This is a genomic window from Nonomuraea sp. NPDC023979 (assembly GCF_040639085.1).
Taxonomy (GTDB): domain Bacteria; phylum Actinomycetota; class Actinomycetes; order Streptosporangiales; family Streptosporangiaceae; genus Nonomuraea; species Nonomuraea ceibae.
On the sequence record NZ_JBEZZG010000006.1, the window covers coordinates 1 to 19,169 of the forward strand.

Here is a 19,169-nt window from a genome sequence, read left to right on the forward strand (position 1 = left end):
GCGGAACTGGGCGGCATCTGCGTCATCACCGGCGAACCGGGCCGGGGGACGCGGGTGGAGGTGATGCTGCCCCTGCCGACGACGGTCTCGGCGGGGGTGCCGGCCGGGGCGGCGGTGCGTGCAGAAAGTAGGAAAAGTAGGTAAAGTCATACCCATGACCGGAAAAATGATCGAAGGGCCGGACGGCCGGTACATCGTGGGCACCGTGAAGATCAGCGAGAAGGGTCAGATCGTCATCCCCAAGGACGCCCGTGACCTGCTCGGCATCGAGCCCGGCGACACGCTGCTCGTCCTCGTCGACCCCAAGCAGGGCATCGCGCTCGTCGACAACGAGAGGTTCCGGCAGTTCGCCACCGGAGTCCTCGCCGCGCAGAGCGAGCCGGAGCAGTGACCCCACCGGTGAACCCCTACCACGGCCTGCGCGAGCCGCTGCCCGCCGCGCTGTCCGGCTTCCGCCAGGAGTCCGCCGAGCTCGACGGCGTGCTGATCAACTACGTCCGCGGCCCCGAGTCGGGCCCCCCGCTCCTGCTGATCCCCGGCCAGATGAGCCTGTGGAGCAGCTACCGCAGCGTCATGCCCGAGCTCGCCCGCCGCTTCACCGTCTACGCCGTCGACGTCCGGGGCCACGGAGCCTCCTCGTGGACCCCGGGCGACTACTCGTGGGACTCCGCCGGCGGCGACCTGGCGCGATTCCTGCGCGACGTCATCGGCAGGCCCGCGATCGTCAGCGGCAACTCCTCAGGCGGCGTCCTCGCCCTGTGGTGCGCCGCCAACGTCCCCGACCTGGTCGCCGCCACCGTCCTGGAGGACCCGCCGATCTTCTCGGTCGAGATGCCGCGCTTCCGCGACCGCGACCGCTGGGTCTACGCCAGCCTCGTCCACACCGCCGAGGTCGCCGAGAACGGCCGCCCGGCCGACATCTTCCGCCAGGACATCCCGATCGCCGAGGACAAGAGCATCCGGATGCCCGACCGGTTCGTCGACCTGCTCGACCGCCTGGTCACCCGGCACGCCCGCCGTCACCCCGGCCGCCCCGCGAGCCTCGGCGTCCGCTGGCTGCCGCGCTCCCTGGACGAGACGATCCGGGCGGTCTCGATGTTCGACCCCGACTTCGCCAGGGCGTTCGTCGACGGCCGCTTCTACGGCGACTTCTCCCACGAGGCCGCCCTCCGGGCGGTGAGCGGCCCCGTCCTCCTCATGCACGCCAACTGGAACCGCTTCGTCAAGCACGGCCTCGTCGGCGCGATGGACGACGACGACGCCCGCCGCGTCCGCGACCTCGCCCCCCAGACCGTCTACCGCCGCATCGACGCCAGGCACGTCATCCACGACGACAAACCCCGCGCCTTTCTCGCGGCCCTGACGGACTTCGCCTCACACGCGCGGGTCTAGCACTCCCCGCGCCACGTCACCTTGGTCACCGTACGGATCGAGGCCGGCGGCGCCGAGATGTTCCCCTTGCCGTCCGGGTCACCGAAGTGCACGCACCGCGTCCCGACGAACGCGACCGTGAGGTTGACGTGGTCGTAGCCCTCCTGCGCGTAGGCGTTGTTGAAGTAGGACCGGGCGGACACGCTGCCGCTCCAGTTCTGGTTCGTCTTGTACGACATGCCCTCGCTCTGGTTGTAGCCGTAGTAGAAGCAGATGTAGCCCTTCGGGCAGCTCTCGGCGGCCTGCGCCGCCGACGGCACCACCGCCAGCCCCCCGAACGCGACGGCGGCGGCCAGTGCGGTGAAGACTCGATTACGCATGTGTCACCCTTCTCGGTAAGAACCCCGTGAGGTGATCTTCACGCGCCCCGCTTCCCCTGTGAACCTGTGTCCTTACAGGGGGATCACCCTGGGCAGGATCGGGGCGTCGAACCAGGTGGGCTTGTGCTTGCGCAGCAGGGCTTCGCCGTCGCGCTGCCAGGAGAAGCCGGGCTTGTTCAGCAGCTTGCGGAAGACCTGGTCGGCCTTGGCCGGGTCCGGGGCGGCCAGGCGGCGCAGGATGCCGGGGCCGGTGTCGGCGCCGCGCAGGTAGCCGCTGATCACGTCGCGGTACGGGCGGCGGACCAGGAGCGACGGGTCGGCGAACGCCGCCTGGGCGAGGTCGAAGCCCGGGAAGAAGCTGAGCCCCTCCTCCTCGTCGAAGACGACAGCGAGGCTGGGCACGCCGGACAGGCCGAGGTCGGGCAGCTCGGGCTCACGCCATGCGCCGGGCTCGCCGCCGTTGCGTTCGTGGTCGTGGCGATAGAAGGCCAGGATCGTCTCCTGGACCGCGTCGCCGGCGACGATCACCAGGTCGCTGCCGTACAGGTCGATGAAGGAGGCGCGCTGCCGCGCCTGGAGGGCGCGGGCCTGGGCGAGCTTGTCCGGGTTGCGGAAGACCATGCGGGGGTTCTGCAGCTGGAGGGTGCGCACGCCGGCGAGGACGGCGGCGACGTCGTCGGCGGAGTAGGCCGTCGCGGCGCCGCTGATCATCCAGTCGTCGCCGACGGGCACGAGGCCGCCGACCATGACGACGCCGGGCGTGAGCTGTTCGACGCCCTCGGCGCCCATGTTGGACCTGATCCGGTAGGTCAGCTCGTCGACGTGGTTGACGGCGATGACGCCGTCGTCGCCGTACGGCTCCTTGATCTCGAACACGCCCTGGACGTAGTCGGCCCACGACAGCAGCAGCGCCCGGTCCGCGCCGGTGAAGCGCTCGGCGAACGAGCCGAGGACGGTCTGGCCGCCTTCGAGGCGTTCGGTGAGGACGAAGGCGTCGAGAGCGGTCGAGAAGACCATCTCGTCACTGACCCCGTCGGGGAACGCGCGCTGGATCATGTTCCTGGTGGCCCGCTGGAACCTCGGCGACCTCGCGTACTCCGACAGCTCGCCCTTGAGCTCCCCGGCCCGCTGCATCAGATCCATGCGCCCAACCTAGCGCCGGGCCGTCGCCGAAGTCCGGGAAAAGATGACAGACGCTGTCGGGTATCGCGGTTACGTTCGGCTCATGCACAACACGTTGAAGGGCAAGGTCGCGCTGGTCGCCGGGGGGACGCGGGGCGCCGGTCGGGGCATCGCGACAGAACTCGGGGCGGCGGGGGCGACGGTGTACGTGACCGGCAGGACCACCGGCGAGAGCCGCTCGGAGTACGGCAGGCCGGAGACCATCGAGGAGACCGCCGCCCTGGTGACCGAGGCAGGCGGGGAGGGCATCCCCGTCCGGGTGGACCATCTCGAACGCGACGAGGTGCGCGCCCTCGTCGAGCGGATCGAACGCGAGCAGGGGAGGCTGGACATCCTGGTCAACGACATCTGGGGCGGCGAACTGCTGGCCGAATGGGACACGCCGCTGTGGGAGCACGACCTGGACAAGGGGCTGCGGCTGCTCCGCCTGGCCATCGACACGCACATCATCACCAGCCACTACGCGCTTCCGCTGCTGATCCGGCGGCCGGGCGGCCTCGTGGTCGAGATGACCGACGGGACGAAGGCGTACAACGACGACAACTACCGGGTGTCCTTCTTCTACGACCACGCCAAGAGCGCGGTGATCAGGCTCGGCTTCGCGCAGGCGCACGAGCTGCGGCAGCACGGCTGCGCGGCGGTGACGCTGACGCCGGGCTGGCTCAGGTCGGAGATGATGCTGGACCTGTTCGAGGTGACGGAGGACAACTGGCGCGACGCCACCGCCCGCGAACCGCACTTCGTGATCTCCGAGACGCCCCGCTACGTTGGCCGGGCCGTCGCCGCACTGGCGACGGACCCGGACGTGATGCGCTGGAGCGGCCAATCGCTGTCCAGTGGGCAGCTCGCCCGCGAGTACGGGTTCACCGACGTGGACGGCTCCCAGCCGGACTGCTGGCGCTACCTCGTCGAGGTGCAGGACCCGGGCCGCCCCGCCGACGCCACCGGCTACCGCTGAGCGGGCAGGGTCAGGATCACCAGCACGAGCGCCAGGGCGGTGATGCCCAGGCCGACCGTAAAGGCGGCTCCCATGCCGTCGGCGACGGCGACGGCGCTCCCCGTGCTTCCGGCGCTTCCCGTGTTCCCGGCGACCGAGGCGTACACGCTGGACAGGATCGCGATGCCGAGTGACGCGCCGGTGAGCATCGCGGTCTGGAGCACCCCGGCGGCCGCGCCCGTGTCGGCGGGGGCGACGGTGGACATGATCGCCAGGTTGAACGGCACGACGACGAGCCCGAGCCCGGCCCCCACCAGCAGCAGGGGGCCGGCGATGCCGGGGACGTACCCGGTCGTCGCGGAGATCGGGACCAGCCAGGCGACGCCCGCTCCGATCAGGGCCACGCCGGTGATCGCGACGGCCCTGGCGGTGAGCCGGGTGATCACCCTGGGCGCGCTCTGCGCGGTCAGCAGCATGCCGAGCGCCATGGGCAGGAACGCCAGGCCCGCTTGCAGCGCGTTGTGGCCGAGGACTTCCTGAAGGAACTGCACGATGAGGAACTGCGTGCTCATCGTCACCATGGGGAGCAGCAGGAGCCCGGCGAAGGCGCCGGCGCGGGCGCGGTCGGCGAACAGCCGCAGCGGCAGGATCGGCTGCCGCGCCCGCGCCTCGACCCGGACGAAGGCGGCCAGCAGCCCGGCGCCGCACGCCAGCGCGACGAGCGCGGCGGCGTCCCGCCAGCCGTGCTCGGCGGCGCGGGCCAGCGCGAAGGCCACCGCGCCGAGCCCGGCGACCGAGGTCAGCGCCCCTGCCACGTCGAAGCGCCCGGGCCGGCGCGGCGCCTCGGCGAGGACGCGCGGCGCCAGCGCGATCACGACCAGCCCGATCGGCACGTTGACGAACAGCACCCAGCGCCAGGACAGCGCCGTGGTGATGATCCCGCCCAGGACCAGCCCGAGCGTCATGGCCGACGCGGTGACCGACGAGTAGACGCCGAGCGCCTTCGCCCGGCCCTCACCCTGGAAGTTCGTGGTCAGCAGCGCGAGCGTGCTCGGCGCGGCCAGCGCGGCGCCGAGTCCTTGCAGGGCGCGGGCGGCGACGAGCCATCCGGGAGCGGTCGCCAGCCCGCCGGCCAGGGAGGCGACGGTGAACACCGACATGCCCGCGAGGAACATCCGGCGGTGGCCGAGGATGTCGCCCGCACGGCCACCCAGCAGCAGCAGACCGGCGTAGACGAGCAGGAAGGCGTTGCTGACCCACGACAGCCCGGCCGGGGTGAACCCGAGCCCGCCCCGGATCTCGGGCAGCGCGACGTTGACGATCGTCGCGTCGAGCATCAGCACCAGTTCGCAGGACACGATGACGGCCAGCGTCACCGCGCCGGCGCTGCGGACGGCGGTTCTTTCGCGCAGGCGGGACACATTCACTCCTCAATAGGGAACCAGGTGGTTCACTATAGGCCGAGGGTAGGGTGGGATCGCAAGGAGGAGGTGCTGATGGCCACCACGGCCGAACGGTCCGCCCGGCCCGAGCCCGCCGAGCCGCCCGAGCCGCCCGCGTCAAGGCGGCGCGGCGAGGAGCTCCGGCGAGTGATCTTCGATGCGGTCATCGAGCAGCTCGGGACCGTCGGCTACGCCAAGCTGAGCACCAACCGGATCGCCGCGGCGGCGGGCACCGGCAAGGCGGCCCTCTACCGGCGCTGGCGCAACAAGGACGAGCTCATCCGCGACGCGCTGCGCGAGCTGATCCCCGGCCCGCCCGAGGTCACCCCGGCCACGCCGCTGCGCGACGGCCTGGTGATGCTGCTCTCCTACCTGAACCGGGTGCTGTACGACTCCAACGGCGCGGCCTTCCAGGCGGTCGCCGCCGCGGGCGTGGCGCAGACCACGCAGCTACGCGCCCTCTTCCGCGAATCGGCCACGGAGCCGTGCGAGAGGCGCATCGCCGAGCTGATCGGCATGCACGGCGGCGCCGCCCCGGGCCGCAACGAGACGGCGATCGCCACGGCGGGGCCCGCGATGCTCCTCTACCACTGCCTCAGCGGTCAGCCCAGGAGCACCGACGAGCAGATCGAAGCGATCGTCGACGACCTGCTGCTGCCCCTCATCGGCGCCTGACGCCGCCGCCTCCGCTCAGTCGAAGTCGAAAATGGAGTGCTTGTCGTAGAAGTGGAGGATGTAGCGGCAGCGCATGCAGATCATCAGCGTCATCCGGTGGGAGGTCATCCCCCACCGGCTGTCGAGGCGGCCCTGCTCCTGCTGGAACTCGGTGCCCTGGCAGAGGGGACAGGCGAGCTGAGGTCTCGTCATGTCCGGTGAACGCGCGGCCTGGGCGCCCGGGTTCCGGGCCGCTTGGTGGCCCAGGCGATCCGCTCCTTGGCCGTCCCGCGCAACCCCGGCTTGGCCCGGCGCGCCACGTACTCGAGCTGGGCCAGCGCCGTGGCCGTGCCGATGTCGCCGAGCACGCCGGTGACGTCCTTGGAGATGTTCGCCGGGCCGTTCAGCGCCAGGCAGCCGAGCCGGCCGGTGACCTCGTCGTCGGCCAGCCAGATGAGCTGATCGACCACCCAGCGGTTGCCGGACGGCGCCCCGGCGGCCTCCCACGCCTCGTACACCGCCCAGCCGAACGCCGCCAGCGACGTGCGTTCGCACAGGTCGAGCACGTCCTGCAGGCCGGGATAGATCTCGGCCGGGGCGTTCCACTGGACGCCGGGCGACAGCGTGAGCGCGCCGACCAGGTTGCGCACCGCGTCGGCGGGCAGCGGCCGGCCGTCGCGCAGCCTGACCTCGGGCAGCGTGTCCACGTCGAGCCAGGAGAGGGCGCGCGGCCTGCTGGTCGGCGCGCCCCCGTCCAGGATCAGCGTGACAGCGTCCGCGACCTCGTCGCCGTAGGTCCTGGCGGCCGCCACCACGGCCGCCCTGCCGTGCCCGGAGACGATGTGGAACAGCGCCGCCCCCGCCTTGTCGCGTGCGGCCCGCCTGGTGCCGAGCGCGTCCGGCACCAGGTACGGCACCGCCGCCGTCCCGTGCCGGGCGAACCACTCCCGGGCATGGTGGCGCGTCGCCGCCCTGCCGAGCCAGGCGGCCATCAACCGGGCCACCTCGACGTCGCGGAACGGCATCAGCGCCCAGCCGGACCGGTGCGTCTTCGCGTTGGGGAACACCACGGGAAGGGCGTCGGCCTCGAACCGCACGGTGACGGTCCGCAGGATCGAGAAGTCGGACGAACGCCTGAGCTTCAGCTTCCAGCTCCCCAGCAGCGGCCGGACCAGCTCCTCCGGAGCCAGCTCGAACAGCGAGAACTGCGCCGATTCGCGGACGATCCGCCCGTTCACGAACTCCCGTACGACACCCTCCCACCCCTCCCGCTGGAGGACCTCCTTGAGCTCGGCCGTCAGATGGGAACGGCCGGGAAGTCCTTGCCTGAGCTCCTCGCGTTCCCCCGGTAACCAGTCGACCACCCGTCCCGCGGGAGGCAGCAGCCCCGGGATCACCGGGGGCTTCCGCTCCCACGGGGGAGTGACCAGAAGGGGAGGAAGCGCGTCGCGCATATGTCAGCCTTTCGAGCACAGGACTTCGGCGACGGCATTCCTACCGAAGCCCGGTATGTCGCGAGCATGTCGTCTCCGGGGCACGGCTCCACCGGTGGGGACGACCGCCTACAGAGGACAGGTGCCGCCGGCGTAGACACGAATACCGGAGATCTTGCGCGGCTGCGAGTAGGTTTCCGTCTCGCCCGGTTGCAGACAGCCGATGTTCACGCCCTCGGCGGGGACCAGACGCGCCGCGTACGGGCTGCTGTTACGCGCGGACGTGATCTCGCGCGCCAGCGGGATGTAGCCGGGCGACGGGGTGACGCAGACGGACTGGATGCCGGAGTAGAGGCAGATGGAACCGCTGGTGGCGGCGGCGGGTGCAGCCATCCCGATCGCGGCCAGGAGCGCGGCGGCGGCGATGCCCGCCGGCAGGTGTTTCCGTGCTCGCATTCTCGGACCCTCCTCATCGGATTCGTGGTCGTGAGAAACGATAGATCGGGCCGCTTTACTTTTGATTTCACCGCACTTTCGGCACCGGGTCGGCTCCCGCCTGCCGCCCGGGACCACTGGCTGAGGCGCTGGGAAGGCGCCTGCCCGCCACCGGGCTTCGGTGGCGGGCAGGCGGTCTCAGGTCACGTCGGGGACAAGGGGCCGATGACGCGGTCCGGGGTGTCGAGCCAGATCTTCTGCCCTTCGGCGGTGACCGTGACGCCGTAGCGGTCGCGGGCCGGCCGGCCCCATTCCACCCAGGTCAGGTACGCGTCGGCGACCTCGTCCCACAGCCGTCTAGTCCCATGGCTCGCCACGGCGAACCCGCGGCGGCCCTGTTGGTATCCGGTCGTCGCCCATGATCCGTCGCCGTCCCATACCCGTACCTCCATCGTGTCGTCACCTTCACTGGTCGTCGCGCTCACCACGCCGGGCACCAGGGCGGCTATGGCCACGTCGGCTCCGTAGTCGTCCCAGGCGACGTCTCGGGGGTCGATCGGCGTGGTGCGGTGTTCGGGGCGGGTGCCGAGGCGGCCGGGGACCGGGTGGCGCTGGGCGCGCATCATCATGTAGCCGGCCGATCCCACGAGCCGTCCGACCGCGCGGTCGCGGCCCACGGTGAGCCGCAGCAGGTGGCCGTACGCCCAGCCGGGTGACCACGGCGTCACGATGACGCCGCCGGGGCGGGTCTGCTCGACCCACGCCCACGGGACGCGCTGGACGCCGCAGGTCGCGTGCACGCGATCGTACGGAGCTCCGGCGGCGTGGCCGAGCGCGCCGTCGCCGACCACCAGGTGCGGGCTCCGGCCGCTGACGGCGAGGTTCTTGGCGGCCTGGTCGGCGACCGCCGGGTCCACCTCCACGGTGGTGACGTGGTCGTCCCCCAGCCGGGCCGACAGCAGGGCCGCCGTCCAGCCGGTGCCGGTGCCGACGTCCAGCACCCGCTGCCCGTCGTGGACGTACAGGTGGGCGAGCGAGGCGAACACGGCGCCTGGGGCCGAGAGCGACGACGTCCACGAGCCCTCGCCCGTCGCCGGGTCGCCCGCGCCGTCGTCGGCCTGGGTGATCAGGGAGGCGTCGGAGTAGACGCTCTCCCACCAGGCGTCGGGGTCGGTGTCGCGGTCGATCGCGTGGCCGGCGCCGCCGCCGTCGGGGACGGCCCAGCCGCGCGCCGGGGCGAACACGTGCCGGGGCGCGGCATCGTACGCCTTCCGCCACTCGGGCGGCAGGTCACCGGCCGCCTCGAGCCGCTCGGCCAGGAGCCCACGGAGCCCACGGAGCCCGGCCTCGATCATGTCGATCTCCCTCGCCTGGACGGACGCCCAGCGTGACCGTATGACTACCGCGGTGGTTGGGCAAGGCGTCCGTCAGGCTAGACATGCGTGGCCCTGCGGGAGGTTGTGCGGTCGAGGAGGATGAGCGGGATGAGGGCGGCGGCCAGGGCGGCGCCGATCCAGGGGACGGCGGTGAGGTCGGCGCCGGTGTTGAGCGCGGCGCCGGCGAGCACCGGGACGAGGCTGATGCCGAGCTGGAACGCGGACACCGTGGTCGCTCCGGCGAGCGTCGGCGCGGCCGAGGCGATGGCGAAGACGCGGGCGTAGATGGCCGGGTTCAGGATGAACCCGGCGATCCCGAGCAGCAGGACGAGGGGGACGACGGCGAGCGCGTACCGGGCGAGAAGGGCGAGCAGGACGGACACGACGAGGATCCCGATCGCCCCGGTCAGCAGCGCGTGGAAGGGGCGCCGGTCGGCGATCCTGCCGCCGGCGGACAGCCCGGCGAACGCGCCGATGCCGAACAGCGCGAGGACCGCGGGCACCCAGACGCCGGGCAGGCCGGTGACGCCGGTCAGCAGCGCCGCCAGGTAGTTGAACGAGATCATGTACGCGGCGGTGCTGAGGATGGTGGCGGCGAAGACCGTCCACAGCTGTGGGCGGCGCAGGGTGCGCAGCTCGCGGCGTACGCTCGGCTCCACGCCCGCGCTGGTGGCGGGCATCGCGACCAGGGCGGTGACCGCTCCGGCGACGGTCAGGGCGACGACGAGCCAGAAGCCGCCGCGCCAGCCCGCGAGGTGGCTGACCAGCGCGCCGGCCGGGCCGCCGGCGATCATCGCGAGGCTGAGCCCGCTGACGACGACGCCGGACGCGCGCGCGGTGCGGTCGGGTGTGACCAGGCCGACGGCGGTGACGGCGGCGACGGCCCAGTAGCCCGCGTAGGCGAGGCCGCTGGCGAAGCGGCTGGCCAGCAGCACCGGGTAGTCGTCGGTCACCAGCCCGATCGCCACCGAGGCGGCGAAGACGGCCTGGGTGGTCACCAGCGTGGTGCGTCGCGGCCAGCGCAGGCTCAGGATGGCGAAGGGCGGCCCGCCGACGACGACGCCGATGGCGAAGGCGGAGATCAGCGCGCCGGCGGCGGGCAGCGTGATGCGCAGGTCGTCGGCGACCGCGGGCAGCACCCCGGCCAGCAGGAACTCCGCGCTGCCCATCGCGAACAGGCTGAAGGCCAGCAGGTAGACGCCGAACGGCAGCCTTCCCCGCGGGGCCGGTGGGGGACCGTCGGCCTGCCGTGTGCTGTCGCCGCCCGGTTCCTCGGTTGTCTTGATCACGGTGATCACCTCCGCGCCGATGGTGCTGGGGACGCGGATCGGGCAGCAACTTACGTTGCCATTTCTGGGACGTCGGCGGTGGAATAGGTCTATGGACGAGCAATCCCCGGACCGGCCGCCGATCGCCGCGACGCTGGCCGAGGTCGGCCCCCGGCTCCGGCGCATCCGCGAGCGGCGCGAGGTCAGCCTGTCGGCGCTGGCCGAGGCCACCGGCATCTCCAGGAGCACGCTGTCCAGGCTGGAGACGGGCCAGCGCCGCCCCAGCCTGGAGCTCCTGCTGCCGATCGCGCTGGCCCACCAGGTGCCGCTGGACGAGCTGGTCGGCGCGCCGGCGGTCGGCGACCCGCGCGTCCACGTCAGGCCGCGGGTGCACAACGGCCGTACGGTGATCCCGCTGACCACCCAGCCGGGGCCGCTGCAGGCGTGGAAGTCGATCATTCCGGCCGACCAGAACCGGCCCGAGCTGGTCACGCACGAGGGTTACGAGTGGCTGTACGTGCTGTCCGGGCGCATGCGGCTCGTCGTGGGCGATCGCGACCTGGTCATGAAGGCGGGGGAGGCGGCCGAGTTCGACACCCGGCTGCCGCACTGGTTCGGGCCCGCGGGGGAGTCGCCGGTGGAGGTGATCAACCTGTTCGGCCGCCAGGGGGAGCGCATGCACGTCCGCGCGAGGCCGCGTTCACGGTGAGGGGTCCAGGGCGGCGGTGATCTGGCGGGCGGTCTGCGCGGCGACGCGCGGGCTGGTGGCGGCGTACGCGGTGTAGGCGTTGAGGCCCGTAGCCAGCGCCCAGCCGCGCCCGCGCAGCCAGGTGGCGTCGTCCACGCCGAGCGCCGCGCGGAAGACGGCCCGGCTGCCGGGCGACATCAGCGTGAAGGCGATCATCAGGTCGCAGGCCGGGTCGCCCACGGCGAGCCCGCCGAAGTCGATCACCGCGCTCAGCCGCCCGCCGTCGACCAGCAGGTTGCCGGTGTGGAAGTCGCCGTGCACCCACACCGGCGGACGGTCCCAGGCGGGTGCGGCCAGCGCCGCGTCCCACAGCGCGGTCATCGCGGCGGCGTCGAACACGCCGCCGGTCGCGGCGATCGCCGCCCGCGTGTCGCGGTCGCGGCCGGACAGCGGCTCGGTGCGCAGCCCGGCCCGCGGCGGCACGGGGGTGAGCCGTTGCAGCGCGGTCAGGAACGCCGCCAGCTCGACGGCGGCCTCGGCGGAGTCGCCCAGCGTCTCGACGGTCGCCACCTCGCCGGTCAGCCAGCGCGACACCGCCCACGGCCACGGGTAGCCGAAGGCGGGCTCGCCGACCGCGACCGGCGCCGGGACCGCGAGCGGCAGGTGCGGGGCCAGCCGGGGCAGCCACGCGGCCTCCTTCGCGGCCTGCCCGATGGCGCCGTCGTGGCGGGGCAGCCGTACGGACAGCTTCTCGCCCAGCCGGTAGATCACGTGGTCGGAGCCGGCCGGGTCGAGCAGCTCCAGCGGCAGCCCAGCCCACTGCGGGAACTGCGTGTCGACCAGGCGTCTGGCCAGCTTGTCGTCGATCAAGGGCACGTACGGCTCCTGCGGTCGGGACGGGTCCGGACCATCTCAGCCCGTACGCGGGCCCCTTGTCGACCGGATTTCGCCGCCGAAGAAGTCGGTCTCCGGGTTCTGCATGTACTCCATGGCCGCCGCGAACCCGGGGTCGCTCCAGCGGCGCTCCAGCTCCTCGGCCGTCACGTCCTCGATGCGGGTCTGGATCCACCACAGATTGCCGTACGGGTCGCGCACCCGGCCCACGAGGTCGCCGAAGGCCAGGTGGGTGACCTCGCTGACCACCACGCCGCCGGCCTTGACCGCCTGCCGCAGCACGGCCCGCGCGTCCTCGACGTACAGGCGCAGGAACGCGGGCGTCGGCGGCCAGCCGGGGGGCGAGTCGAACAGCATCACGATCGCGTCGCCGATCCGCACCTCGGCGTGGCCGATGACGCCGCTGTCGTCGACGACACGGCCCAGCTCCTCGGCGCCGAACGCCTCCGTCAGGTAGTCGATGAGGGCGGCGGTGTCGGGGGAGATGATCCACGGCGTCACCGTCGTGTAGCCCTCGGGCTTGAAGTTCGTCATGCCCTCGACCGTAGGAGCCGTATAGGTCAGTTTCTGTCCTGAGTGGCACGCAGGGTTCTGGCGGCCAGGGCGCGCAGGTGTTCGACCAGCTCGGGCGGCTCGTGCACGTCGAACTCGCAGCCGATCGCCAGCAGCCGGAACGCCAGCCAGTCCAGCGTGTCGCCGCGGCTGCGGATCAGGCAGCGGCGCTCGTCCAGGGGCTCCAGCTCGGTCGCGTCGCCGAGCCGCACCGCGACCTGCTCGATCGGCGCGTGCAGCGTGGCGACCGCCTGGTAGGTGGGCGCGAGCGCGTTCAGCCGGGAGGTGACGAAGTCGGCGGCGTCGTCGGCGGGGAGCTGCCGGGGCGTGGCGCGGGCGCCGGTCGGCCGGGGCTCCTCGACGCGGTCGACGCGGAACGTGCGCCAGTCGTCCCTGTCCAGGTCGTACGCCACCAGGTACCAGCGGCGGCCCACCGTGACCAGGCGGTGCGGCTCCACGTGACGCCTGCTCTCCCGCTCCGCCCGGTACAGGAAGCGCAGGCGCTCGCCGTGCGCGGCGGCCGTGGCGAGCACGGTCAGGAGCTCCGGGTCGATGCCCGGCCCGGAGAGCTGCGGCGCGGGCGCGGTGGCGGTGTTCAGCGCGCCGACGCGGTGGCGCAGCCGCGACGGCAGCACCTGTTGCAGCTTGGCCATAGCGCGGACCGACGCCTCGTCGATGCCGTCGACGGCGTGCCGGGTCACGGTGCGCAGGCCGACCGTGATGGCCACCGCCTCCTCGTCGTCGAGCAGCAGCGGCGGCATCGCGGTGCCCGCGACCAGGCGGTAGCCGCCGTCGCCGCCCCGGGTGGCCTCGACGGGGTAGCCGAGCCCGCGCAGCCGTTCGATGTCGCGGCGAATGGTGCGCCCGCTGACCCCCAGACGTTCGGCCAGCTCGCTGCCGGGCCATTCGCGCGGGGACTGCAGCAGGGACAGGAGCTTCAGCAGTCGTGCGGAAGTGCCGGACATGCTCCCCAGGATGCCACCGGGGTCAGGCGGCGCACATGCAGACGACGCCCTTCTCGATCCACTCGCGGCCCTCCCAGTCCGGACGCCGTTCGATCATCAGGGCCGTGATCTCGGCGACCATCGTCTCCTCGCTCATCGCGGAGTCGCGGCGCGCCCAGGTCTCGTCGCGCAGCAGCCGCAGGTAGTCGCGCACGTCGGCCAGCAGCTCCGGCCCGCCGCAGTCGCCGTGACCGGGCACCACCACCCGCGGGCGCGCGGCGATCAGCCGTTCCATCACGCCGATCCAGCCGAGACCGGACACGTCCGTGTCGTGCGGCGGGAACCACGGGAAGATCGCGAACTGCCCCGCCTCGACCAGGTCGCCGGTGAACATCACCCCGGCGTCCGGCACCGTCACCACCTGGTCGCCGCGGCTGTGCGCCCGCCCGGTGGCCTCCAGCCGCACCGTCCGCCCGCCCAGGTCGAGCTCGTACGAGCTGTCGTAGACCAGGTCGGGCACGGGCAGCTCGACGCCCTCCAGCTGCCGGGCCACCGGCTCGCCGAGCCCCCGGAACATCTCCAGGTAGCCCGCGCCCTTGGCGGCCAGGTCCTCAGCCTGGGCCCGGTTGATCAGGTACGTGGCCTCGCCCGCGAACGTCTGGGCGCCGAAGGCGTGCTCGGGGTGGAAGTGGGTGCTGGTCAGGTAGAGCCTGCGGCCCCTGGCGTACTCGGCGGCGAAGCCGAGCACGGTCTCGGCGTTGCGCGGGCCCATTCCGGTCTCGATCACCAGCACGGAGTGCGTACCGCCGACGAGGCCGACGTTGGGCACGAGCTGGACGCGCCGGTCCGGGATCACCACCAGGTCGCGGGCGAGTTCCCGCACGTCGGTGAGCTGCACGACGGGTTCGGTCATGGGGCCGGTCATGGAGTCGGTCATGGGTCCAGTGCAGCGCGCGGCGTGCGGCGGCGTCCAACACCGGTCGCGCAGCGCCGATACCGTCCGGGTATGGTCGCCGGTGATGGACCTGCGTTCGCTGCGCTACTTCGTGGCGGTGGCCGAAGAACGACACTTCGGGCGCGCCGCCGCGCGGCTGCACATGACCCAGCCGCCGCTGAGCCGGGCCGTCAAACGGCTGGAGGCCGATCTCGGCGCCGTCCTGCTGCACCGCACGCCCACCGGGGTCACGCTCACCGACGCCGGAGCCATCCTGTACGACGAGGCGCGGGCGCTGCTGGAACAGGCCGAGCGGCTGCGCGCCAGGGTCTCCACCGCCACGCTCACCATCGGCACGCTGGCCGACAGCGTCGAACAGGCGGGCGACCGGCTCGTCGCCGGGTTCCGGGCGCGGCACCCGGCGATCCGCATCCACATCCGCGAGGCCGACTTCACCGACCCGACCGCCGGGCTGCGGGCCGGGCTGGTCGACGTCGCGCTCACCCGGACCCCGTTCGACGAGACCGGCATCGCGGTGCGCGTGCTCCGGACCGACCCCGTCGGAGTGGTCCTGCGCGCCGACGACCCGCTCGCCGGGCGCGACAGCCTGCGCCTGCGCGATCTCGACGGGCGGCGCTGGTTCCGGCTGCCCGAGGGGACCGACCCCGTGTGGCGCACCTACTGGGTCCGCGGCGACGGCCCCGTGGTGCGCACCGCCCAGGAGTGCATGCAGGCCGTGCTGTGGAACGGCACGGTCGGGCTCACGCCGCTGGCCCACGAGCTGCCCGACGGGCTCACCTCCGTCCCGCTCACCGACCTGCCGCCCAGCCGCCTCGTCCTCGCCTGGCGGCGCGGCGACGCCAACCCGCTCGTCAGGTCCCTCGTCGCCTTGCCGGATTTTCTTCAGAGAAAAGCTCCCGGCCGTGTCAAGGACGCGCAAGCGGCTACGACCTCCTCATGAGAACGAGCCTCACGAGCTGAAGGAAAGACCATGAGCAAGGTGACCTGCGACCTGGCGATCTCCCTCGACGGCTACGCCGCCGGGCCGAACCAGACCCTGGAGAACCCGTTCGGCGACGGCGTCGGCGACAGCCTGCACGAGTGGATGTTCGCCGACCCCGAGGCCGAGGAGGTCAAGGCCATCACCACGGCCGGCGCGTACATCATGGGACGCAACATGTTCAGCCCCGGCCGCGGCGACTGGGACCTCGACTGGAAGGGCTGGTGGGGCGACGAGCCGCCCTACCACGCGCCGGTCTTCGTCCTCACCCACCACGGGCGCGAGCCGCTGGAGATGCTCGGCGGCACCACCTTCCACTTCGTCACCGACGGCATCGAATCTGCCCTCGACCAGGCACGCAAGGTCGCGGGCGCGGCCGACGTCGCCATCGCGGGCGGCGCCCGCACGGTGAACCAGTATCTGGCCGCCGGGCTGATCGACGAGCTGCGGCTGCACATCGCGCCCGTGGTCATCGGGGCGGGGGAGCGGCTGTTCGACGGGGTGGGGCCGATGACGCTCGAACCCGTCAAGGTCTCCGGCAACAGCATGGTCACCCACGTGACCTACCAGCGACCTGGGTCTACGGCCTGACATACCCAGGTCTACTTTCCGGTCGGCAGCGCTCGACCCGGGACTGATGAGGTACGCGCCCGAATTCGATGAACTTGGGCGCATGATCGAGCTCAGCAACCTCACCAAGGCCTACCGGGATGTGAAGGCGCTCGACGACGTGTCGTTCACCGTCGAGGCGGGCAGCGTGACCGGGTTCCTCGGGCCCAACGGCGCGGGCAAGTCGACCGCGCTGCGCATCCTGGCCGGTCTCGCGCGGCCCACCTCGGGCTCCGCCACCGTGCTCGGGCAGCCCTACGCCGCGCTGCCCAACCCGGCCGCCCAGGTCGGCATGCTGCTCGACGCCGGAGCCCAGCATCCTGGCCGCACCGGGCGGGAGGTGCTCACGCTCGGCGCGATGACGCTCGGGCTGCCCGGAAGGCGCGTCGAGGAGGTGCTCGACCTCGTCGGCCTGTCACGCAAGGAGAGCCGCCGCACCGTGGGCGGCTACTCTCTCGGCATGCGCCAGCGGCTCGGCATCGGCCACGCGCTGCTCGGCAGCCCCCGCGCGCTCATCCTCGACGAGCCCGCCAACGGCCTCGATCCGCAGGGCATCCAGTGGATGCGCGGGCTGCTGCGCGGCCTCGCCGACGCGGGCTGCGCCGTGCTGCTCAGCTCCCACCTGCTGCACGAGGTGGAGCAGGTCGCCGACGACCTCGTGCTGATCGGCCGGGGCCGCGTCCTCGCCCACGGCAGCCCCGCCCAGCTCAGCCAGGGCCGCACCCTCGAAGAGACCTTCCTCGACCTGACCTCCCACGCCGACCGGAGCCACGCATGACCGCCACCGCCGCGCCGATCCCGTTCCCCAGACTGCTGGCCGTCGAGACGCGCAAGCTCTTCGACACCCGCAGCGGCAAGGTCATGACCGCGATCCTGGCCGCCCTGACCGTCGCCGCCATCGCCGCCCGCGGCCTGGTCGCGGGCCCCGACTACCAGTTGCTCCTCGGCACCGCCGGGATCGGCTACGGCACGCTGCTGCCGGTGCTCGGGATCCTCACCGTCACCGGCGAGTGGAGCCACCGCACCGCGCTGACGACGTTCGCGCTCGAACCCCGGCGGTGGCGGGTGATGGCGGCCAAGTGCGTTCCGCCGCTGGTCACGGCCGTGGTCGCCGTCGCGTTCGCGATGCTGGTCGCGGTCCCGGTCACCGCCATGATCGCCGGGGTCGAGGGCGTGGCGGCCTCCTGGGAGATCGACGTGGCCGCCCTGCTCGGCTGGACCGTCAGCTGCGTGCTCGGCGTCGCCATGGGGCTGGCGCTCGGGCTGCTGCTGCTCAACGCGCCCGCCGCGATCGTCATCACCCTGACCTCGACCCTCGTGTGGAGCACTGTCCGCCTGCTCGGCGACGTCGGCGCGACGCTCGCCGAATGGCTCGACCTCAACACCGCCGCCACGCCTCTCATGGACGGTGAGCTGACCGGTGGTGACGCCCTGCGGCTCGCCGTGGCGGCGACGTTCTGGATCGTGCTGCCGGGGGTGGCCGGGATGATCCGGGTGGCTCGCAAGGAAGTGACCTGACATGGGGTGGCTTGAGGTGGTTACGATCACCGGATGTCCAAGAAGGCGCCGATCTCCCGCCGGGTGCTGCGGGTGATCGCTGCGGGGGTCAGCGTGTGCGCCCTGGTCGGGGTGGTCCGCCTCACCGTCCCGGCCACCGCAGGCACGTCGCCGGGCCCGGGGGTGGGGTCGGCGGCCGGTTCGGGGATGGGTTCGCCGGTGGGGGCCGGGGAGCCTGGTGGGGTGCGGCGGCAGCTCGCGTTCCTGCGGTCGGCGCTCGACGCCGGGGCGGGGGACGAGGCGCAACAGCTGTTCCCCGAGGGGTTCTTCTTCCTGCACGCGCTCTACGGCCTGGCCTGGGTCGAGCTGGGGATGCGCGAGCCGGCCGGCGCACGGTCGGACGCGCTGCGGGAGGCGCGGTGGGCGCTGGCCCGGCTCGACTCCCCCGCCGGGCGGGAGCCGTTCAGCCCCGACCTCGTCCCGTCCTACGGGGTCTTCTACCGGGGCTGGACCAACTGGCTGCGCGGCGGCGTGCTGGCGCTGCAGCCCGCCGCCGTGCGCGACGCGGGCGAGGTACGGCGCTTCGCCGACGACTCGGCCGCGCTCGGCGCCGCCTTCGACGCCTCCCTTGCCGCCTCCCGTGACGCCTCCGGCTCGCCTTATCTGGCCGCCTATCCGGGGCAGGCGTGGCCCGTCGACTCCACGGTGGCCGTGGCGTCGCTGCGGCTGCACGACGCCCTGCTGCCGCCCCGCTACGGCGGGACGGCGGAGCGGTGGCTGCGGGCGGTCCGGCAACGACTCGACCCGCGCACGGGCCTCCTCCCGCACCGGGCCGCCGTGGCGGAGGGTTCGGCGGGACTGCCCGGGGCCGGGGAGCCGGTGGAGGGGGCTCGGGGGAGCTCGCAGAGTGTGATCCAGCGGTTCCTGGTCGAGGTGGAGCCGGGATTCGCCCGGGAGCAGTACGTGCGCTTCCGGGAGCAGTTCGTCGTGTCGCCGCTCGGGCTGGGGCCGGCGACCCGCGAATACCCGGTCGGTCTGGACGGGCCGGGCGACGTCGACTCCGGGCCGCTGCCGCTCGGGGTGAGCCTGTCGGCGAGCGTCGTCACGCTCGGCGCCGCCCAGGTCCAGGGTGACGCCGCGCTCGCCGGGGCACTGGCCGACTACGGCGAGCTGGTCGGGTTGCCGGTCGGCACGCCGTGGACCAAGCGCTACGCGTTCGGGCTGATGCCCATCGGTGACGCCTTCCTGGCGTGGTCGAAGACGGCTCTGCCGTGGGTGACGCCGCCGCCGTCCCCGCCGGAGGCGACCGTCTCGCCCTGGTGGCGGGCGCCGTTGCTGGCGCTGCTGCTGGCGATCGGGGCCGCCCCCTGGCTCCCGGCCGTGATCCGCCGCCGCCGGGCGGCACGGGCGGTGCGCGCAGCCCGACGGTGAGCCCGCCGGCGGGGCTTCCGGAGCGGTGCGGATTCCCTGACCCGGGCCCGCCGGGGATGGGCGCTGGGCCTAGGGAAATGCGGCGTACCAGGCATTTCTGGGTGGAAAAGCGTTGGGATTCTGTCGGTGCCGAGTGGTAGAA

Annotated in this window: 22 protein-coding genes; 10 read left to right on the forward strand and 12 right to left on the reverse strand. The window is 72.7% G+C overall.

The features are described 5' to 3' along the window. Positions 1-154 precede the first annotated feature (154 nt). Positions 155-391, forward strand: a complete 237-nt coding sequence (locus tag AB0G11_RS13565; protein ID WP_231619066.1) for an AbrB/MazE/SpoVT family DNA-binding domain-containing protein — start codon at positions 155-157, stop codon at positions 389-391. Continuing rightward, complete coding sequence (locus tag AB0G11_RS13570; RefSeq protein WP_357585969.1) at positions 388-1,392, forward strand: alpha/beta fold hydrolase; 1,005 nt, start codon at positions 388-390, stop codon at positions 1,390-1,392. The genes AB0G11_RS13565 and AB0G11_RS13570 overlap by 4 nt, the downstream gene beginning before the upstream one ends. Here AB0G11_RS13570 and AB0G11_RS13575 read toward each other — a convergent pair. Together AB0G11_RS13575 and AB0G11_RS13580 are read right to left on the reverse strand one after the other, a co-directional pair. After that, positions 1,389-1,751: a peptidase inhibitor family I36 protein gene (locus tag AB0G11_RS13575; protein WP_357585971.1), complete on the reverse strand. Its 363-nt coding sequence runs from the start codon at positions 1,749-1,751 to the stop codon at positions 1,389-1,391. The genes AB0G11_RS13570 and AB0G11_RS13575 overlap by 4 nt on opposite strands. Positions 1,752-1,823: 72 nt before the next feature. Next, on the reverse strand, positions 1,824-2,894 hold the full coding sequence (locus AB0G11_RS13580; protein WP_219499997.1) for a hypothetical protein: 1,071 nt from the start codon (positions 2,892-2,894) through the stop codon (positions 1,824-1,826). An 82-nt stretch (positions 2,895-2,976) separates the two neighbouring features. Here AB0G11_RS13580 and AB0G11_RS13585 point away from each other — a divergent pair, with 82 nt between their 5' ends. Continuing rightward, the gene (locus tag AB0G11_RS13585) at positions 2,977-3,891 is read left to right on the forward strand and encodes an SDR family oxidoreductase (RefSeq protein ID WP_219499999.1); all 915 of its coding nucleotides are present in this window, start codon (positions 2,977-2,979) and stop codon (positions 3,889-3,891) included. On the opposite strand, the gene AB0G11_RS13590 is transcribed toward AB0G11_RS13585, so the two are convergent. Then, positions 3,882-5,291 (reverse strand): MFS transporter, encoded by a 1,410-nt coding sequence (locus AB0G11_RS13590; protein WP_219500001.1) that lies wholly within the window; start codon positions 5,289-5,291, stop codon positions 3,882-3,884. The two genes, AB0G11_RS13585 and AB0G11_RS13590, sit on opposite strands and share 10 nt — an antisense overlap. Before the next feature lie 75 nt (positions 5,292-5,366). Between AB0G11_RS13590 and AB0G11_RS13595 the strand changes: the two genes are divergently transcribed. Next, a complete protein-coding gene (locus AB0G11_RS13595) occupies positions 5,367-5,987 on the forward strand; it encodes a TetR family transcriptional regulator (RefSeq protein ID WP_357585973.1) in 621 nt (206 codons plus the stop codon). A 15-nt stretch (positions 5,988-6,002) separates the two neighbouring features. On the opposite strand, the gene AB0G11_RS13600 is transcribed toward AB0G11_RS13595, so the two are convergent. The 5 genes from AB0G11_RS13600 to AB0G11_RS13620 form a co-directional block, all read right to left on the reverse strand. Beyond that, positions 6,003-6,179, reverse strand: a complete 177-nt coding sequence (locus tag AB0G11_RS13600; protein ID WP_357585975.1) for a hypothetical protein — start codon at positions 6,177-6,179, stop codon at positions 6,003-6,005. After that, positions 6,176-7,420, reverse strand: a complete 1,245-nt coding sequence (locus tag AB0G11_RS13605) for a hypothetical protein (protein WP_219500006.1) — start codon at positions 7,418-7,420, stop codon at positions 6,176-6,178. The genes AB0G11_RS13600 and AB0G11_RS13605 overlap by 4 nt, the downstream gene beginning before the upstream one ends. Positions 7,421-7,528: 108 nt before the next feature. Continuing rightward, complete coding sequence (locus tag AB0G11_RS13610; RefSeq protein ID WP_357585977.1) at positions 7,529-7,855, reverse strand: hypothetical protein; 327 nt, start codon at positions 7,853-7,855, stop codon at positions 7,529-7,531. A 182-nt stretch (positions 7,856-8,037) separates the two neighbouring features. Then, complete coding sequence (locus tag AB0G11_RS13615) at positions 8,038-9,189, reverse strand: methyltransferase domain-containing protein (protein WP_357585978.1); 1,152 nt, start codon at positions 9,187-9,189, stop codon at positions 8,038-8,040. A gap of 77 nt (positions 9,190-9,266) precedes the next feature. Then, positions 9,267-10,499, reverse strand: a complete 1,233-nt coding sequence (locus tag AB0G11_RS13620) for an MFS transporter (RefSeq protein WP_357585980.1) — start codon at positions 10,497-10,499, stop codon at positions 9,267-9,269. Positions 10,500-10,590: 91 nt separating this feature from the next. Here AB0G11_RS13620 and AB0G11_RS13625 point away from each other — a divergent pair, with 91 nt between their 5' ends. Further along, complete coding sequence (locus AB0G11_RS13625) at positions 10,591-11,187, forward strand: XRE family transcriptional regulator (RefSeq protein WP_219500014.1); 597 nt, start codon at positions 10,591-10,593, stop codon at positions 11,185-11,187. Here the strand turns inward: AB0G11_RS13625 and AB0G11_RS13630 are convergent. The 4 genes from AB0G11_RS13630 to AB0G11_RS13645 are packed head-to-tail and all read right to left on the reverse strand — an operon-like array spanning position 11,179 to position 14,493. After that, positions 11,179-12,042 carry an aminoglycoside phosphotransferase family protein gene (locus AB0G11_RS13630; protein ID WP_219500016.1) on the reverse strand — a complete coding sequence of 288 codons (864 nt, stop codon included), beginning with the start codon at positions 12,040-12,042 and terminating at the stop codon, positions 11,179-11,181. The two genes, AB0G11_RS13625 and AB0G11_RS13630, sit on opposite strands and share 9 nt — an antisense overlap. A gap of 36 nt (positions 12,043-12,078) precedes the next feature. After that, on the reverse strand, positions 12,079-12,594 hold the full coding sequence (locus AB0G11_RS13635) for a VOC family protein (protein WP_357585982.1): 516 nt from the start codon (positions 12,592-12,594) through the stop codon (positions 12,079-12,081). Between the two features lie 26 nt (positions 12,595-12,620). Next, positions 12,621-13,577: a YafY family protein gene (locus tag AB0G11_RS13640; protein ID WP_357585984.1), complete on the reverse strand. Its 957-nt coding sequence runs from the start codon at positions 13,575-13,577 to the stop codon at positions 12,621-12,623. A gap of 22 nt (positions 13,578-13,599) precedes the next feature. Further along, a complete protein-coding gene (locus AB0G11_RS13645; protein WP_357585986.1) occupies positions 13,600-14,493 on the reverse strand; it encodes an MBL fold metallo-hydrolase in 894 nt (297 codons plus the stop codon). Positions 14,494-14,575: 82 nt separating this feature from the next. Here AB0G11_RS13645 and AB0G11_RS13650 point away from each other — a divergent pair, with 82 nt between their 5' ends. The 5 genes from AB0G11_RS13650 to AB0G11_RS13670 all read left to right on the forward strand — a co-directional run bounded on the left by AB0G11_RS13650 (position 14,576) and on the right by AB0G11_RS13670 (position 19,027). Continuing rightward, positions 14,576-15,451 (forward strand): LysR substrate-binding domain-containing protein, encoded by an 876-nt coding sequence (locus tag AB0G11_RS13650; RefSeq protein WP_357585988.1) that lies wholly within the window; start codon positions 14,576-14,578, stop codon positions 15,449-15,451. A gap of 30 nt (positions 15,452-15,481) precedes the next feature. Then, entirely contained in the window at positions 15,482-16,081 is a 600-nt protein-coding gene (locus tag AB0G11_RS13655; protein WP_357585990.1) for a dihydrofolate reductase family protein, read from the forward strand. Positions 16,082-16,163: 82 nt separating this feature from the next. Beyond that, complete coding sequence (locus tag AB0G11_RS13660; RefSeq protein ID WP_219500027.1) at positions 16,164-16,877, forward strand: ATP-binding cassette domain-containing protein; 714 nt, start codon at positions 16,164-16,166, stop codon at positions 16,875-16,877. Then, positions 16,874-17,617 carry an ABC transporter permease gene (locus AB0G11_RS13665; RefSeq protein ID WP_357585991.1) on the forward strand — a complete coding sequence of 248 codons (744 nt, stop codon included), beginning with the start codon at positions 16,874-16,876 and terminating at the stop codon, positions 17,615-17,617. The genes AB0G11_RS13660 and AB0G11_RS13665 overlap by 4 nt, the downstream gene beginning before the upstream one ends. A 33-nt stretch (positions 17,618-17,650) precedes the next feature. Next, on the forward strand, positions 17,651-19,027 hold the full coding sequence (locus AB0G11_RS13670; RefSeq protein WP_357585993.1) for a hypothetical protein: 1,377 nt from the start codon (positions 17,651-17,653) through the stop codon (positions 19,025-19,027). The last annotated feature ends 142 nt before the right edge of the window (positions 19,028-19,169 follow it).

What these genes read in the sequence shown, in the direction of transcription:
- AB0G11_RS13645 (WP_357585986.1), bottom strand. Translation starts at nt 14,493, where the DNA reads ATGACCGACTCCATGACCGGCCCCATGACCGAACCCGTCGTGCAGCTC.
- AB0G11_RS13575 (WP_357585971.1), bottom strand. Translation starts at nt 1,751, where the DNA reads ATGCGTAATCGAGTCTTCACCGCACTGGCCGCCGCCGTCGCGTTCGGG.
- AB0G11_RS13625 (WP_219500014.1), top strand. Translation starts at nt 10,591, where the DNA reads ATGGACGAGCAATCCCCGGACCGGCCGCCGATCGCCGCGACGCTGGCC.
- AB0G11_RS13605 (WP_219500006.1), bottom strand. Translation starts at nt 7,420, where the DNA reads ATGCGCGACGCGCTTCCTCCCCTTCTGGTCACTCCCCCGTGGGAGCGG.
- AB0G11_RS13595 (WP_357585973.1), top strand. Translation starts at nt 5,367, where the DNA reads ATGGCCACCACGGCCGAACGGTCCGCCCGGCCCGAGCCCGCCGAGCCG.
- AB0G11_RS13640 (WP_357585984.1), bottom strand. Translation starts at nt 13,577, where the DNA reads ATGTCCGGCACTTCCGCACGACTGCTGAAGCTCCTGTCCCTGCTGCAG.
- AB0G11_RS13585 (WP_219499999.1), top strand. Translation starts at nt 2,977, where the DNA reads ATGCACAACACGTTGAAGGGCAAGGTCGCGCTGGTCGCCGGGGGGACG.
- AB0G11_RS13655 (WP_357585990.1), top strand. Translation starts at nt 15,482, where the DNA reads ATGAGCAAGGTGACCTGCGACCTGGCGATCTCCCTCGACGGCTACGCC.
- AB0G11_RS13660 (WP_219500027.1), top strand. Translation starts at nt 16,164, where the DNA reads ATGATCGAGCTCAGCAACCTCACCAAGGCCTACCGGGATGTGAAGGCG.
- AB0G11_RS13610 (WP_357585977.1), bottom strand. Translation starts at nt 7,855, where the DNA reads ATGCGAGCACGGAAACACCTGCCGGCGGGCATCGCCGCCGCCGCGCTC.
- AB0G11_RS13615 (WP_357585978.1), bottom strand. Translation starts at nt 9,189, where the DNA reads ATGATCGAGGCCGGGCTCCGTGGGCTCCGTGGGCTCCTGGCCGAGCGG.
- AB0G11_RS13580 (WP_219499997.1), bottom strand. Translation starts at nt 2,894, where the DNA reads ATGGATCTGATGCAGCGGGCCGGGGAGCTCAAGGGCGAGCTGTCGGAG.
- AB0G11_RS13565 (WP_231619066.1), top strand. Translation starts at nt 155, where the DNA reads ATGACCGGAAAAATGATCGAAGGGCCGGACGGCCGGTACATCGTGGGC.
- AB0G11_RS13635 (WP_357585982.1), bottom strand. Translation starts at nt 12,594, where the DNA reads ATGACGAACTTCAAGCCCGAGGGCTACACGACGGTGACGCCGTGGATC.
- AB0G11_RS13670 (WP_357585993.1), top strand. Translation starts at nt 17,651, where the DNA reads ATGTCCAAGAAGGCGCCGATCTCCCGCCGGGTGCTGCGGGTGATCGCT.
- AB0G11_RS13665 (WP_357585991.1), top strand. Translation starts at nt 16,874, where the DNA reads ATGACCGCCACCGCCGCGCCGATCCCGTTCCCCAGACTGCTGGCCGTC.
- AB0G11_RS13650 (WP_357585988.1), top strand. Translation starts at nt 14,576, where the DNA reads ATGGACCTGCGTTCGCTGCGCTACTTCGTGGCGGTGGCCGAAGAACGA.
- AB0G11_RS13600 (WP_357585975.1), bottom strand. Translation starts at nt 6,179, where the DNA reads ATGACGAGACCTCAGCTCGCCTGTCCCCTCTGCCAGGGCACCGAGTTC.